Below are 15,676 nucleotides of genomic sequence, written 5' to 3'. Positions count from 1 at the left end.
CCATACTTGACAGGAAATACCGGAAAAGCTAATAATATACGCTGAATGAATACGGCAATGGCCGTATTTTTTTATGAAAAAGGGAGGAATCCATGTTTGGTTTGGGCATGCCTGAAATTCTAGTGATCCTTGCCGTGGCACTGATTGTGATCGGACCTAAAAAGCTACCGGATCTTGCCCGCTCCCTGGGAAAAGCCTTTGGTGAGTTTAAAACGGCCTCCAGAGATTTTAAAGATGCCCTGAATGCGGAGGCAGATCCCGCTAAGAAACCACAGGCCATTGATGCACCGGAGAAAAATAAGGATAAAGAAAGCCGCCATGAAGGATGAGTCTCTCTCCCTTATGGATCATCTTACAGAACTCAGAAAACGATTGGTCCGCTGTATCATCGCCATAACCGTCGGCTTTCTCATTTGTTACGGGTTCAAAGAAGAGCTTTTTTTTATTCTCGTAGCCCCTCTTCAGGAAGCTATGGGCACAACAGGGTCCACCCTTATTTTTACAGGACTCCCGGAAGCTTTTTTCACCTATCTGAAAGTGGCTCTGCTCGGGGGGCTTCTTCTTGCATCACCCTATATCCTGACTGAATTCTGGCTGTTCGTTTCTCCCGGACTATACCGAACAGAAAAAAAAATTCTGATACCCATTATTTTTCTTTCTGTTCTCTTTTTCCTTGGAGGAGCTTTTTTTGGTTACTTTATCGTTTTTCCATGGGGCTTTCGATTTTTTCTGGGCTTTGCCACGGAAAATATTCAGGCCCTGCCCGCGATGAAAGAGTATCTTTCTTTTTCCAGCAAAATGCTTCTGGCTTTCGGTCTGGTTTTTGAAATGCCCCTTATTCTTACAGCCATGGCAAAAATGGGAATTGTAACACATCAATTTCTTTCTAAAAACCGCAAGTATGCCCTTCTTCTTTTTTTTGGAATGGCCGCCATCCTGACACCTCCGGATGTGGTTACACAGATCATGATGGCCATACCCCTCGTATTGCTTTATGAAGTAAGCATTCTCGGGGCCCGTATTTTTCAGCGACAATCTCTGGATCAGAAAAATCCAGACAGTGCAGGTCATTCATCATAAGGTTTTTTCCGGCCCCCTCGCCGCAAAGAACCTTTTATTCCCATCCCTAATACAGGAGGCTTTATGAAACAAAAAAGAAAACTGATCATCATCCTTGCCGCCTCGGCAACCTTTCTTTGTGCTGCAGCCATAGCGCTGGCAGCGCAGGGTAAAACCGACGTTGATGATGTCATTCAGATGAAAACACCCATCTACGAAGAACATCAGAGACCCCTTGTAACATTCACCCACAAAAAACATGCTGAAGATTATGGAATTTCCTGTGGAGACTGTCACCATGATGACAAGGGACAACCCCTTGAACTGGTAATGGGTGACCCCGTACAGTCCTGTGCCGCGTGCCATAGCATTCCCGGCCAGAGAGCCAGAGGAGATCAGACTCCGAAACTCGATTTCCATGCTGAAGCCATGCATGACAACTGCCGCACCTGCCATGCCCAGTTTAACAGGGATAAGGGTGAGCGCATTGCTCCGGTAATGTGCAACCAGTGTCATACAAACTGATGCATTAACGGCAGTGCGATCCTGAGGGGAAGTGGGGAAACGAGGGGGATCAGGTGTCGTAATCAATGAAGGGTGCTCCTCATGCAGGAGTACCCTTTTTTTATCTTCACATGACAGTATCAGGTCATCATAATTAAAACTGACCCGACCTGCCTGTTTGCGGGAACCTTACTTTGTATCTGACAGACTTGTTGCCTTCTCTTTTGAAGCGCGGAATAAACGAGCCTGTGCAACCAGAGACGGTGCCCACTGAGGTGTTCCCATGGCATGAATATGGGTATAAGCTGCAAGGGTATTACGGAAGACAAGCCCGTCCCGACCTTTTCCAATCCCGACACCGCGCCCCATGGAAAAAGCCATAGGTATCCCCTCCTCAATGGCCTCTACCCGGGAATAACGGAATTCATGGCCCAATATACTGAGCCCTTTAGGATAAAAGGGATTGTCGCCATCCACCGTAACCCGAACATATCCATGCCCCTGGGGTTTTTCACTGAAACCGAAACGCACGGGAAAAACCCCGCACATGGGGTAGCAAGTCCCGTCCAGAACCAGGGCCTCCCCCAGATACATAAGACCCCCGCATTCCGCATAAATGGGAAGTCCATTATTAGCCGCTTCCAGAATTTCTTTTCTCAGACTGGCATTCCCTACCAGAGCCGCCGCATGGGTTTCTGGAAAACCGCCACCTATGTAAAGGGCATCAATATCAGGCAGCCTCCCATCTTCTAAGCTGCTGACGGGTACCAGAACAGCACCCTCTTCTTCCAGTGCCTCAAGATTTTCCGGGTAATAGAACTGAAAGGCCGCATCTTTTATAAAACCAATTGTAACCGGTTTTTCTTCCGTAGTAATGGCTTTGTGAAAAGATTTGTTCTTCTCTGGATTCCGTAAAACCGTTGGTTGTGACAGCCTCAAAAGTCGCTCGAGATCAACATGTTCCTTCACAACGGCAGCAGCTGTGCGTATGGAATGGGATGCCCACCCGTGCTCCTGAGAAGGAACGAGTCCCATGTGACGCTCAGGAAAATCCTGCTCCCTTAATTTGGGAATCGCTCCCAGAACCGGAACACCTGTATGATGTTCAATGGTTTTGGTAAGAATTCCGGCGTGGCGTGTTCCTGCAACACGGTTTAAAATAACCCCGCAGATACGCACTTCCGGATCAAAATGCAGACATCCCAAAACCAGAGCGGCCATGGTGCGGGTACTTTTGGTTACGTCCAGACACAAAAGAACAGGTGCATCGACAAGCTTGGCAATATCTGCCGTGGATGTGCTTCCTGCCAGATCAATGCCATCGTATAACCCTCTGTTTCCTTCAATAAGGGCTATATCGGTTTTTTGGCTGTGGCGAAAAAAAGATGTGCGAACCACATCGGGTTCGCACAAATAGGTATCCAGATTATAACAATGCCGGCCAGTAGCAAAAGCCAGCCAGCCGGCATCAATATAATCCGGACCTTTTTTAAAGGGAGCCACCTTCATTCCAGCCTGGGTCCAGGCTGCGGCAAGTCCAATGGAAAGAATGGTTTTGCCGGACCCGCCCCGTAAGGCAGAAATGGTAATGCGGGGAATATCGTAACGCATGAAGCTGGTTGCTCCGTTCAAAAAGCAGAAAGATACAACTATTCGCCCTCAGCGCCTGCCTGCTTGCCGGCACCTTTGAGGCCAATCATGGTGGACGAACCGGAAGACCAGTACTCCAGAATACCTTCACCAACCATCTTATTGATGAAGTTTTTTACGGTCCGGGGACCCTCTTCGGGAAAAATAGTATAAAAATCTTTCAGGTAAAACTTGGATTTGGTTTTGGATTTTTTTTCAATGTAATCCAGAACCATCTCTTTTGCATTTTCAGGAAGAGCCATTGTACGCCTCCGTAAGAAAAAAGTTTGGGCCGGTATCTGAAAGATACCGGCCTCTTGAAGCAAAAGACTCAGCTCTTAGAACTTGAACTGGGTGGTCTGCCGCCAGGTGTAGTATGCATGATCGCGGAAATCATCGATCAGGTGGTGCGTAAACTCGATTTCGCACTTCTCAAAGAAACGCTCCCATCCGATACGCTCGGCCCAGTCACCAACGCGCTCGTATTTTCTGGCATCACTGGCATAGGCTTCCACCATGCGGCGGATAACCTGAGTCATTGTGGGCCAGCGGGGCATTTCGTTTTCAATGAAGGCCACAACAACCTTGGAAAACTTGGGAGGGTTGATGCGGTTGGAAATCTTACCACCCACCATGAGAACGATACCATCGCCTTCGGTGTCAGAAATGGGCAGTGAAGGACACATGGTATAGCAGTTACCGCAGTACATGCAGCGCTCATTGTTGATGGCCAGAGAGTTTACCTTGGTACCATCGGGCAGCTCATGCTTGGCTGGCTTAATGGCCGCCGTGGGGCAGGAGGCGATGGCCAGAGGAATCTCGCACTGCTTATCCAGATACTCATGGTCAATCATCGGCGGTTTTCTGTGGTAACCGAGGATGGCAATATCAGAGCAGTGAACGGCACCGCACATATTCAGACAGCAGGCCATGGCGATACGCAGCTTGGCAGGAAGGCGCATGTCCTGGAAATCCGTGAAAACTTCATCCATGGTTGCCTTCACGGTACCGGAAGCATCCGTGGCAGGCGTGTGGCAGTGGATCCAGCCCTGGGTATGGACGATGTTGGAAATACCTGCACCCGTACCACCGATGGGAAATTTAAAGGATCCGCCTGCAAACTTGCGGTCTTTCAGGTCAGCCTTAAGGGCTTCAACCTTATCTTTGGAATCCACCATGAACTCGATGTTGTTACGAGTGGTGAAGCGCAGGTAGCCATCACAGTGTTTGTCGGCAATATCGCAGATTTCACGGATCAGGGTACCGGACATCAGGCGGGCACCACCGCAGCGGATGGTATAAATTTCATCTCCGCTTTCGGCAACATGCACCAGAACACCGGGTTCAATGATTTCATGGTAGAGCCACTTACCCTTATTGGCCTTGATGACCGGAGGATAAAACTCTTCAAAGTGACGAGGACCTATATCTGTGATCCGGTTTTCCATCGGAGTAGCCGGATTATAACCAGAGGATACAAAAGCCATGGAATATCCCTCCCCTTCTTAGCGCTTATGATGTTTTCTGTATTCCTTGACGTCACGCTCCCAGCCACCGGGTACTTCATCTTCTTTCCAGAAGATGTAGGGGTTGCAGCGGGGTTCGCTGACGTGACGGGCGTCCGCTTTAATACCGGTAACTTCCAGCATTTTCTGGAAACCGGCACGGCGGATAAGCTCGCCAAGGCGCTCACGGTTCTTGCCTTCTTCCATCCACCAATCCCAGATAGATTCAATCACTTCCGTAACAGCAGCATAATCATCTTCGGGATTGACTTCAACAAAGGGAGCCAGAAGAGAACCCATCTGCTGACCATCCAGAATGGGGGCCTTGGCACCTACCAGAATGGAAACACCGGTATCCTTACCTACGCGCAGGGCACGGGGCATGGCGTTAATGCAGTGCATGCAGCGGTTGCACTCTTTGTTGTCGATTTTCAGCTCTTTGCCTTCCATCCACATACATTCGGTGGGGCAGAGATCAATGACTTCTTTCTGAATATCGAAAGCACCCCAGTCACGGCCTTTAAAAGCACCACCGTTGGGAGCAATCTCACCACCGATATACGCCTGAACAGCTTCCTGATCAATACGGATATCATCCTTCCAGGTACCGATAAAGCTCATGTCAGAGCGTGCAATGGAGGCAACGCAACCATTGGGGCACCCGTCGAACTTAAACTTAAACTTGTAGGGGAAAGCGGGACGGTGCAGCTCGTCCTGATACAGATTGGTGAGGAAATGACACAGACCATTGGTGTCATAGCAGGCAAATTCACAACGGGAAGAACCAATGCAGTCCGCAGGGGTTCTCAGGTTGGAACCGGAACCACCAAGGTCTGTATTCAGATTATGGGTCAGTTCATAGAAGATTTCTTCCAGCTGCTCGGTACGGGTACCAATGAAAACAATATCACCCGTGGAACCATGCATGTTGGTCATGCCGGAACCGCGCATCTGCCAGATGTCCATGAGCTGACGCAGATAGTCTGCCTTGTAGTACTTACCAGCAGGCTGCGCCACGCGAACGGTGTGGAAGTGGGCAACGCCGGGAAACATTTCCGGCTGGTCGCAATAACGACCGATAACACCACCACCATAACCGAATACACCAACGATACCCCCATGTTTCCAGTGGGTACGGCCGTGTACATAAGAAAGTTCCAGAACACCCAGCAGGTCATCCACAGCATCTACCGGAATCTGAAATTCAATGCCAGCCTCATTCTTGGCACGGACTTCAGCTTCAAGCTTCATGTCGGAGACGAAGCTCGGCCAGGGGCCAGACTCCAGCTGGTCCAACAACGGAGTTTCGTGTTTTGCCATTACCTTACCTCCATGTAAAAGATTTACAATCCTGACGTACAGTCAAGGGGAACTCACCATAACTCCGAAACATAAAATGTTTCTTATTTCTTTATCAAAAAACCGCCTGTTTCATGTCTGTTCAAAGATGGATCATATAGGATGTGAACGCATGATTGTCAATAAAAAAGGGTTTTTTTCTTCAAAACCGATAGCTCTTATTTATCAATTTTTCTCCAAAAACCCTCTATCTTGATTCTTTCCTCCCAAAGACTATCCCCATCTTGTATTTTTATTCCCCTGTCATCATTATTTTATTACCGGTTCGCTCATAATACTATCAAAAACCAGATCTGAATGAGCCCTCAGATTCTCACCCATAAGAATCCTTTCCGGAGATTCGGGATGGTAGACGGAAAGAATATCCTCATGGATTTCAAAAAGACCATCTTTACCCATGGATTCGATAATCTGTTGAAAAACCCCCAGAACCATAGAAATATCTTCCCGATGAACGGCTTTTTCAACAAAGGCATCGAAAAAACCACGGATGCAGGGAACAACAATTTCTTCAGGTGCCCAGATCAGCTCACCAATGCCATCAAGGCGATCAAGGCGCATGCGCAGAAGCAGATTCCATAAAAAATAAAACATGCAGTCCATTCGGTCTGACATATCAGCATGTTCCGGATCCGTACCAAAAAGACTTGTGTACTGGCGTACCGTTATCAGGCGAACATCCACATAATCGCCAACGGAACGTACCACAAAATCACCGGCCGCATGATGCCAGGGAAATATCTGATGAAAATGATCAAAATCGTAGGCAGAACTTAAAATACGGGCTGCTTTGCGAAAAAGATCGAAAACCTGCCCTGAAGAAAGGGACTTTTTTTTATCATTGTCTTCCCATACGGATATTGCCAGCTCTTTTCCGTCAAAAGACCAGTGAAACTCATAAAAATCGTCAAACCATGTTGCTGAAAAAAAAGAAACCCGGTGGCCATCGGAAAGCAAGCCTTCTTCCGAAAAAAGAAGCTCTGGAATATTGTTAATTTTTTTATCCCAAAGAAGCCTGAGGGATTTTTCTTCCGAGTGCATGACCCGGATACCCTCTTCCGTAACCGCACCATTCACCACAAAAGAAAGGGCACACTGATTATTCAGAGTAACCCGGCAGGGGTGGTAAAATGCGCCATGCTTTTCAAGGGTAACCCTCACATTGCTGATTTTTTCTCCGCAAACTTTTTCCAGATCAATAATATGATTTTCTACAAATCTGCCGACTCCCTCCAGAAAAAGGCCGCACCCCACACTGTCAGAAGCTCCGGTCAACTCTCGATTGGATGGCAGTAAATGAGTATACGAAGAGTCCTCCGGATGAAGGCTGTCCGTGACACCTGCAATACCATATTGGTATATAGCCATTTTCTTTTCCGAAATAAGGTCCGGCGCATATCCAAAGCATACTTTTTGCCTGCTCTGGAAACTATTGTCTGTAGGGCTCAAGTTCTTTTAACAGGCCTTCCGCCACTGTATACCCAAGCGACCCTGCCTTGTCGGCATTTTCTATGGACTTGGCGTACTCACCCTTTTCAAGATAAGCCACGGCAAGGTTATTATAGCTGATGGGAAAATCAGGTTCGATCTCAATACTCTTTAAACATATTTCAATGGCTTCATCCATAAGACCTTTCATGAGATAGGCGGAAGCCAGGGTGGTATAAGCCTGAACATGTTTTGAATTAAAAACAATGGCCTTTTGAAGATTCTTAATGGCTTCATCAATATTACCGTTCTGAAGTTCAAGATATCCTATATTTGCATAGCCCGGTGCAAATCCTGCGCGGGCCTTTATGGACCGCTTGTTGTAGTGAAGACACCCTTCCGCATCCCCTCTCTGAAGACAGATAGCGCCCAGCTGAACAAAAGCCTCCGCCAGATTCGGGCTGCACGAAACAGCTTCGTGAAGATGGGACTCGGCTTCTTCATATTTTTTCTGGCCCATCAGTGCTACGGCAAGATTATAATGACTCGCACCGCATTCTGAGTTACCGGCCAGCGAGGCTCGCTGCATCGCAATATATTCTTCAGCATTCTGTGCTTTCTGCATAGCATCCACCCTTTACATGTTTAAAGAAATATCTTTCAAGCCAACAAGCCTGTTTTTTTAAAAACCACTGCTTTCCTGGCAAACCGGCAGCCCATATAATTCTTTTTTCCGCTCAACCTGCAAATCGAAGATGACTCGAACCCGCTTCGGCCATCCACCTTTTTGCCTGACCTCACTCACCCCAACCTTATGTAGCCTTCACAAATCGACAAACCGGATACAACCCTCACTTATCAGACCTGCCATACAGAATGAAATAAATTTTTTTATGATTATTCATCATAAAACAAAAAACCAATCGAACGGTTTTCGTTAATATGGGCTGTCCCTTTATGTCAAGACTATTTATCTTTGCTGTATTCCCAAAGGGTTAAATATTGTCAAAGCGTCAAATCTATGGTAGGCGGACAGGAAGGCAAACTTCACCCGAAACAGAGACCCTTACCTTTATCCTTATATAGTATCTTTTTCGGATATTTCGCACAGAAGGGAGATTCAGATGCGCACAGGCTGTTATACCGCGCTCGTCACACCTATGTTCCATAATGCCGTTGACTACAAAGGGCTTGAACATCTTGTCGATTTTCAGCTTCAATGCGGAGTTACGGGCATTCTTGCAGTGGGTACCACAGGAGAAAGCCCGACCCTGAACTGGGAAGAACACAATACCGTCATAAAAACCGTTGCTTCCAAATGCAAAAAGAAAGCTCTTTGTATTGCCGGAGCCGGCAGTAACAATACAACGGAATCCCTGCATGCTGCCCAGCATGCAGCCAACTGTGGCGTAGATGCCATTCTCCTTGTGGATCCCTACTATAACGGCCCCAGCTCCCTTGAAATCCGTCGAGAATATATTGGTCCCATAGCACAGGCCTTTCCGGATATGGATATCATTCCCTACATCATACCCGGCCGAACGGGAGCACAGATGTTTCCCGAAGACATCGCCATCCTTCACAAGACATACAAAAACGTACGCTGCGTGAAGGAAGCTACCGGAAATATGGAAAACATGCGTCGGACCCGTGAGTGCTGCGGTAAAGATTTTTTTATTTTTTCCGGTGATGACGCCCTTACTTTTCCTATGATGACAGATCCTTATATTGCCGCATCGGGTATTATTTCTGTTGCCTCCAATGTTGTACCTGCAGCTGTAACGGAGATGACCTATTGTCTCGGAAAGGGTGAAACGGAAAGAGCCCAGCAGATTCTTTCCGACATAGAACCCCTCTTCCGCCTGGTTACGGTCACAACACAGGAAGAAACACCCTATGGTCCCGTTGCCTGCAGAGCACGCAATCCCCTGGCCCTTAAAACCCTGATGCAACTTCTCGGTATGCCTTCCGGACCCTGCCGAAAACCATTGGGTAAAATGACCCAAAAAGGTTTTAATTATGTCCTGGCTACAGCACGGGAGGTTCATGAAAAAAATCCTGCCATATTGAACCCTGCGGGAGAATTTTTTAACGTTGATATCAAAGAACGCCTGACAAATCCTGCCTGCTGGTCAGACCTTTATTACACAGAAGATTACCTGAAACCCTGATAAAAAAAGTCCCCATCTTTTCTGATGGGGACTCCTATAAATTTCAAAACTATATAAAAGTTGTTGTCGGCAAATCTAGTCTGCCGTGACCTTTCTGCCCTCTTTAGGGGTAAACCTACCTTCCGGATCCAGCTGGAACAACAACGCACGTAACCAGTCAAATCCGAACTGAAGAAGTGCTATTTCATCTTTTTTTATTTTTTCAACAATGTCTTCACTGATCGTGTGGACTTTTAAAAAATCAGACTCAAACACAAATCTTCTGAACCCGTCAATATTATAACAGACCATAAAAAACAACTTCCTGCTTTTCTCGGTCATATCCATGGTCATACCAAAACTTTTTTTCCTTACAACAAGCTCTGTCCAGCCTTCATTGAACATATCCTGTTTGTCTACGCCCTGATCCATACGCCATTCTCCAACAGTCCATTCTTTTTCCTCCTGATGCCCCTTACAGCGATCCTCATTGATCATGAAGAAAAAATCATCTCCTGTCTCCTCAACATGACTGCGCGTAGCCATTCCTATGGGATAGTACCGACAGGCACTGGGGCGATCAGAATAAATAAGACATCCTTCTTCATCCCGCACAAAGGGACAGGACTGTTTTTCGTCATCAAGGAGACGCATTGTGGGTACGGGAAGGCCTGTCTTTTCAAGAATTCTGGGTTCTGTATAGACCGCCAGAAATTCATCCGATGAGATATCCAGACGGTTTTTCATCCGGATAATATCATAGGGGGTCAGCATGATATTTATCTTCCGGCAGCAATCCGTAAAACAGGAAACTCCCGGGTGGCAGTCAAAGCAAAAACGGCTGTCTCGGGTTAACTGGACAGGGACAGCCTGATTCTTAAACTCCTGATCGATCATAAAAAACATCTCCTTACACTGTATTTGATTTTTATGCAGAATCTTTTTTCGGGTTTCAATCAATAAAAAGACAAAAGTCCATCTTGATTCCGGGCTGAAAAAACACGTATATAACAGGACGCAAGCCATCCCATGGGTATTAACCATTCAAAAAAGCCATCAAAAGCTGGAGAGGCAACCCTGATGAAAGTATCCTTTACATCCACCCAAACCCCTAAAACCAAACCTGAAGACAGCCAGCTCAGCTTTGGAACCCAGTTTACGGACCATATGTTTCTTATGGATTACAACCGGGAAAAGGGTTGGCATGACAGTCGTATCGTTCCTTACGGAAATTTTTCCCTTCCTCCCTCCACCACGGTATTGCATTATGGACAGGCCATATTCGAAGGGTTAAAAGCATACAGATGTCCAGACGATACCATTCAACTTTTCAGGGCCAGAGACAACTTCAATCGTTTCAACCGGTCTGCAAAACGCATGTGTATTCCTGAAATAGATACGGATACTGTGCTTGAACATTTGAAAGATCTGATCCGGACAGACAGAGAATGGGTTCCTTCCAGCCGGGGAACTTCTCTTTACATCCGCCCCGCCATTATTGCAACCGACCCTTATCTGGGTATCCGGGCCTCCCACACATACCGTTTCTTTATCATATTGTCACCAGTCGGTGCATATTACCCCGAAGGCTTCAATCCCGTTAAAATATGGGTTACTTCTGATTATGTAAGAGCCGTACCCGGTGGGGTTGGTGAAGCCAAGACCGCAGGTAATTATGCTGCCAGCCTTTATGCATCGGAAGAAGCCCAGCGTGAGGGATACACCCAGGTTCTGTGGCTCGATGGAAAAGAACACCGTTATGTGGAAGAAGTGGGCTCCATGAATATCTTTTTTGTCATCAATAATACCATTGTAACTCCTGCCCTCAACGGGAGTATTCTTTCCGGTATAACCAGAGATACGGTTATTCAGATGGCCAAAAAACAAGGGATTGCCGTTTCTGAAAAACGTATTTCCATGAATGAAATCTGTGATGCCCACGAGAAAGGATGGCTTAGCGAAGCATTTGGCTCAGGAACCGCTGCTGTTATCTCTCCTGTGGGTACCATCCGGTATGAAGACCGGGTTCTCACCATTCAAAAAGGTACAGCCGGTCCGGTTGCATCCATGCTTTTTGATGAAATTACAGCCATTCAGTACGGAGAAAAAAAGGACCCTTTTCAGTGGACTGAAAAAATATAATAAAGGAGCCAAGGGGTTTTCAGATCCCATACCCCTTGGTTTTTATCTGCTGTATTCCTCCCAAAAAGAAAAAACCCTTCTTATATAATCCTGAGTTTCCCTGAAAGGAGGTACGCCTTCATATCTTCTTACATTGGAAGGACCAGCATTATAGGCTGCAAGGGCCAGCTCCGTATCCTGATCAAAAACATCCAGCATCATTCGCAGATAACGGGTTCCAGCCATAATATTTTCCCTTGGGTTAAAGGGATCTTTAACACCAAGATCTTTAATGGTAGAGGGCATCAACTGCATCAGTCCTTTTGCCCCCTTGGGCGAAACGGCCAGGGGATTAAAGGAAGATTCCACCCTCACAACAGCCTTGACCAGAAGCGGATCAATCCCATGGTAGTCGGCTGCAATTTTTATATTTTCATCGTAAAAAGTAAGAGGACCCATGCTATCATTTCTGTCTCCCCCCTCTTCTTTTAAAAAAACCTTATATCTGGATGACGTTGGTGCATTGGTAAAACGGACAACACCTTTTTCATCCACATACATATAGATGTCTGAAAAGCAGGTACTTGAAAACAGACAAAACAGAGAAACAAGGGAAAAAACTTTTCCGTATTTTTTTATTATTTCCCTTTTAATCATTATTTCACCGACAATCCCTGTTTAAAATAGTCGCATCTGTCCATCTTTTTTCTCTTTCACTGCCTTTCTCTCTTTTTCTTCCGCAAGCAGAAACAAAATATCACGAACAAAAGGTGAGATCATTCTCTCCTCACTTTTCCCAAAAATCCGCCTTCTTTTTGCCCAGCTTAGCCAGAGACTGGAAGCAGCACGGGTTATACCCACATAGAAAAGCCTTCTTTCCTCATCTTCATCAAGACTTTTCCCTCCTTTACGGTGGGGCAGAAAACCTTCTTCGCAACCGGGCATAAAAACCATTGGAAATTCCAGGCCTTTAGATGCATGAAGGGTTATCATACTTACTTTTTCGGCCTTCTCGCTGACCGTATCAATCTCTTTTTCTAAAAAAATTTCTTTCAAAAATGCAGCCGGATCCTTCTTTTCCGCCTTCTTTAACAAAGCAGCAACAAACAAATCATCTCTCTTCTTTTTCTCCGGATCCACCTCGTCGAGAACAGCTTCCATAAGCTGAATACTATCTCTGGAAGAATGGTACATCTTTGTTAAAGCACTTATTTTTTTGTTTAATGAACCCATTTCTTTTTTTTCCATATGAAAAGACAGCAGAGGATTTTCTTCCCACAGTTTTTGTATCCAGCTTTCTTTACATGGTATGCCAAAAGAAAAAGAAAAAAGATCCCACACCATCGCCTGACCTGAAAGAATACGGAAGGCGGCAATTATTTCTTTAACAACTGCATTTTCCTGTAAAGATTTTTCTGATCCTGTTTGGAAGGGAATTCCCTTTTTTAAAAAAACATCCCCTATAATATCCATCTGTTTTCGGGTTCTCACCAGAACAGCTATATCAGAGAAACCAAAACGATCACCTTCATGGTCATCCATTCCCGCATAAATGGCATGGTGACCAGTTCCACCAATACCTTTTTGTATGCAATCTGCGATCCATTCCGCCTCTTTTTTTTCATCGGAACAGACTTTTAAAACAACCGGTCTGCCTGGAATGCCAGAAATAACCTTCAGAGAACTGTCTTCAGAACTGCTTTCCATCAGCTTCCATGCCGTACTGAGAATATTTTCTGATGAACGATAGTTACGGGTAAGTCTGAACAGTTTCGTGCCCGGCCAGTCTTTCCGAAACTGATCAAAATAAAAGGAGTCTCCACCCCTGAAACCGTAAATGGACTGATTGGGATCTCCTATGGCTGTTATTTTACTGATATCCTTTGTCATCAGCTTAACAAGACGATACTGGGCCGCATCAAGATCCTGATATTCATCTATACAGACAGCTGTGAATCGTTTTATGAATTTTTCATAAAACGACTTTTTCTTTTCTAAACATTCAATACTTTTTATGACCAGATCATCAAAATCCATCATTCCCGCAGCATTCATCTCCTTTTCATAGCTTGTAAGCAGAAAAAAAGATTCATTGTCTGGAACCGCGCCTGTGAACATCATTTTTTTTACATCTGATATTCTTTGCTTTGCCGAATGAACATTTATGTTCAACCCACTTTTCCGGATAGTCTGTCTGATCAGAAATTCGTATACATTCCGATCCGCAAGCTGAATTTGTTCTCCTGATTCCTCAAGAATTTCATACCCCAGACCATGAAAGGTCTGAACCAGAACGTTGCCTTCGTCTACACCAAGATTATCCAGTCTTTCCTTCATCTCTTCAGCAGCTTTTCGGGTAAAGGTTATGGCCAGAACAACCCCTTTACTCACGTCAGCTTTTTTTGCCATCCTGGCTATTTTACAGGTAAGGGTTCTTGTCTTACCCGTTCCGGGTCCCGCAATGATCAAAGAAGGGCCATGGGTGTAATGCACCGCTGCTTCCTGTTCATCATTCAGCTGTAAAACGGCTTTTTCTTCCTTTCTGGTCCGGGAACAGTCTTTTATAAGCCCTTTTATTTTTTGGTTTGTATATTTTTCAGTTTTTTTCTGTTCCCCCTTTGCTTCTTCCTGAAGGGGAAAAAATTTTTTTTGGGGAAGAAGATCATTTTTTTCTTCGCTGGAAAAGATTTTCACCTTTCCGTAATCACCGTCATATCCTCCTTCAAGAAAAATACGATTTTCCCTCACTCTTACAATTGCCTCATCGAGGAGAGGAATCCCCAGGCTTTTTAGTTCATACTTATCTTTTTCCCAAAGAACGGAAAGTTCTGAACCACATTTTTTTAAAACTTGTTCATAACTTGCCTGAACCTTTTTGGTCTTAGGTCCAACCCCATGAATTTCCGAAAGAATATTTTTTAAAGGAACAATACTGTGAAAAGGTATTTTTCGGCTCGTATCCGGATTTTTTCGGTCCGCAAGCTCACACACTCTATATAAAACACCAAGGGTAAGAGGTTTTCCACAGACAGGGCAGATACCACCAAGGCCCATGGACTCCTCCGGAGAAAAACGGACACCGCATTTTCTGTGCCCATCCAGATGATACTTACCCTCTTCGGGATAAAATTCGTATGTTCCCAAAAACATTTCCGGATCCTTATATTTAAGGGCATTGTAAATACCCATATAATCGAAATCCGTATTCAGTATATTGGCTTCCCTTCCCAGATTACCCGGAGAATGGGCATCAGAGTTTGATACAAGGCAAAAATCATCAAGAAAAGAAACCCGCCAGTTCATGGCAGGATCTGATGAAAGGCCTGTTTCCACAGCAAAAATATGACGGGTAAGATCACCAAAACAATCAGTTATATGGTTAAAACCTGATTTGGATCCTAAAAGAGAAAACCATGGAGTCCATATGTGGGCAGGAATAAGAAAAGCGTGGGTATGGGTTTCCAATACCATTTCTAACAGATCACGACTGTCCAAACCCAAAATAGGTCTGCCATCCGAAACGATATTACCCATACGGCCCAGGCGGGTATTGAATTTCTTTACGGACGCAAGGTCTGGAAAATAAACAAGGTTATGGTTTTTTCTTACCTTGCCATTCTTTTTGTAAATACAACTGATTTCCGAAGAAAGCATAAAGCGTACTTCCCGCCTGCATCCTTGAGGAACCAGAGAGTCCAGGTCAGAAGCTATTTCATTCTTCAGGGCATACAACCCGTATTCTGCCGGAACAAGCTTAGTACTCAGTTCTTCATACCAGCCAGGGTGGGTACAGTCTCCGGTGGCAATAACCGAAATACCTTTTTCCTGTGCGGAAATATAAAGGTGCTCCAGATCCAGAGAGGAGGCCGTTGCCATGGAAAATTTTGAATGTATATGCAGATCTGCTATAAATTTCATAAT

At 45.4% G+C, this 15,676-nt stretch carries 14 protein-coding genes; 5 read left to right on the top strand and 9 right to left on the bottom strand.

Features of this window, described 5'->3' with window-relative positions; genetic code table 11:
* Window positions 1-92: 92 nt before the first annotated feature.
* From tatA to OOT00_RS13400, 3 genes are all read left to right on the top strand, one after another.
* Window positions 93-329 (top strand): twin-arginine translocase TatA/TatE family subunit, encoded by a 237-nt coding sequence (gene tatA, locus OOT00_RS13410; protein WP_265425896.1) that lies wholly within the window; start codon window positions 93-95, stop codon window positions 327-329.
* A complete protein-coding gene (gene tatC, locus OOT00_RS13405; protein ID WP_265425895.1) occupies window positions 319-1,080 on the top strand; it encodes a twin-arginine translocase subunit TatC in 762 nt (253 codons plus the stop codon). The genes tatA and tatC overlap by 11 nt, the downstream gene beginning before the upstream one ends.
* A gap of 63 nt (window positions 1,081-1,143) precedes the next feature.
* Window positions 1,144-1,584 (top strand): cytochrome c3 family protein, encoded by a 441-nt coding sequence (locus OOT00_RS13400; RefSeq protein WP_265425894.1) that lies wholly within the window; start codon window positions 1,144-1,146, stop codon window positions 1,582-1,584.
* A gap of 168 nt (window positions 1,585-1,752) precedes the next feature.
* Here OOT00_RS13400 and OOT00_RS13395 read toward each other — a convergent pair whose 3' ends face one another.
* The 6 genes from OOT00_RS13395 to OOT00_RS13370 all read right to left on the bottom strand — a co-directional run bounded on the left by OOT00_RS13395 (window position 1,753) and on the right by OOT00_RS13370 (window position 8,109).
* Window positions 1,753-3,174 (bottom strand): cobyrinic acid a,c-diamide synthase CobB, encoded by a 1,422-nt coding sequence (locus tag OOT00_RS13395; protein ID WP_265425893.1) that lies wholly within the window; start codon window positions 3,172-3,174, stop codon window positions 1,753-1,755.
* A gap of 38 nt (window positions 3,175-3,212) precedes the next feature.
* Window positions 3,213-3,455, bottom strand: coding sequence for a dissimilatory sulfite reductase D family protein (locus OOT00_RS13390; RefSeq protein ID WP_265425892.1), 243 nt, complete (start codon window positions 3,453-3,455; stop codon window positions 3,213-3,215).
* A gap of 75 nt (window positions 3,456-3,530) precedes the next feature.
* Window positions 3,531-4,679 (bottom strand): dissimilatory-type sulfite reductase subunit beta, encoded by a 1,149-nt coding sequence (gene dsrB / locus OOT00_RS13385; protein ID WP_265425891.1) that lies wholly within the window; start codon window positions 4,677-4,679, stop codon window positions 3,531-3,533.
* Window positions 4,680-4,697: 18 nt separating this feature from the next.
* Window positions 4,698-6,017: a dissimilatory-type sulfite reductase subunit alpha gene (gene dsrA, locus OOT00_RS13380; protein ID WP_265425890.1), complete on the bottom strand. Its 1,320-nt coding sequence runs from the start codon at window positions 6,015-6,017 to the stop codon at window positions 4,698-4,700.
* Between the two features lie 288 nt (window positions 6,018-6,305).
* Window positions 6,306-7,424: a hypothetical protein gene (locus OOT00_RS13375; RefSeq protein WP_265425889.1), complete on the bottom strand. Its 1,119-nt coding sequence runs from the start codon at window positions 7,422-7,424 to the stop codon at window positions 6,306-6,308.
* Between the two features lie 61 nt (window positions 7,425-7,485).
* Window positions 7,486-8,109 (bottom strand): tetratricopeptide repeat protein, encoded by a 624-nt coding sequence (locus OOT00_RS13370; RefSeq protein WP_265425888.1) that lies wholly within the window; start codon window positions 8,107-8,109, stop codon window positions 7,486-7,488.
* 499 nt (window positions 8,110-8,608) lie between these two features.
* Between OOT00_RS13370 and dapA the strand changes: the two genes are divergently transcribed.
* Window positions 8,609-9,655 carry a 4-hydroxy-tetrahydrodipicolinate synthase gene (gene dapA / locus OOT00_RS13365; protein WP_265425887.1) on the top strand — a complete coding sequence of 349 codons (1,047 nt, stop codon included), beginning with the start codon at window positions 8,609-8,611 and terminating at the stop codon, window positions 9,653-9,655.
* A 75-nt stretch (window positions 9,656-9,730) separates the two neighbouring features.
* Here the strand turns inward: dapA and OOT00_RS13360 are convergent, their stop codons facing one another.
* On the bottom strand, window positions 9,731-10,531 hold the full coding sequence (locus tag OOT00_RS13360; protein ID WP_265425886.1) for a YkgJ family cysteine cluster protein: 801 nt from the start codon (window positions 10,529-10,531) through the stop codon (window positions 9,731-9,733).
* A 183-nt stretch (window positions 10,532-10,714) separates the two neighbouring features.
* On the opposite strand from OOT00_RS13360, the gene OOT00_RS13355 reads away from it, so the two are divergent.
* The gene (locus OOT00_RS13355) at window positions 10,715-11,776 is read left to right on the top strand and encodes a branched-chain amino acid aminotransferase (RefSeq protein ID WP_265425885.1); all 1,062 of its coding nucleotides are present in this window, start codon (window positions 10,715-10,717) and stop codon (window positions 11,774-11,776) included.
* Between the two features lie 42 nt (window positions 11,777-11,818).
* Here the strand turns inward: OOT00_RS13355 and OOT00_RS13350 are convergent, their stop codons facing one another.
* Both OOT00_RS13350 and OOT00_RS13345 read right to left on the bottom strand, forming a co-directional pair.
* A complete protein-coding gene (locus OOT00_RS13350; protein WP_265425884.1) occupies window positions 11,819-12,412 on the bottom strand; it encodes a lytic transglycosylase domain-containing protein in 594 nt (197 codons plus the stop codon).
* Window positions 12,413-12,433: 21 nt separating this feature from the next.
* On the bottom strand, window positions 12,434-15,673 hold the full coding sequence (locus tag OOT00_RS13345) for a UvrD-helicase domain-containing protein (protein WP_265425883.1): 3,240 nt from the start codon (window positions 15,671-15,673) through the stop codon (window positions 12,434-12,436).
* Window positions 15,674-15,676 lie beyond the last annotated feature (3 nt).

The sequence above is a fragment of the Desulfobotulus pelophilus genome (genome assembly GCF_026155325.1).
Lineage (GTDB): Bacteria > Desulfobacterota > Desulfobacteria > Desulfobacterales > ASO4-4 > Desulfobotulus > Desulfobotulus pelophilus.
Note: the sequence above shows the minus strand (reverse complement) of the source record. Positions and strands in the feature narration are given on the sequence as shown.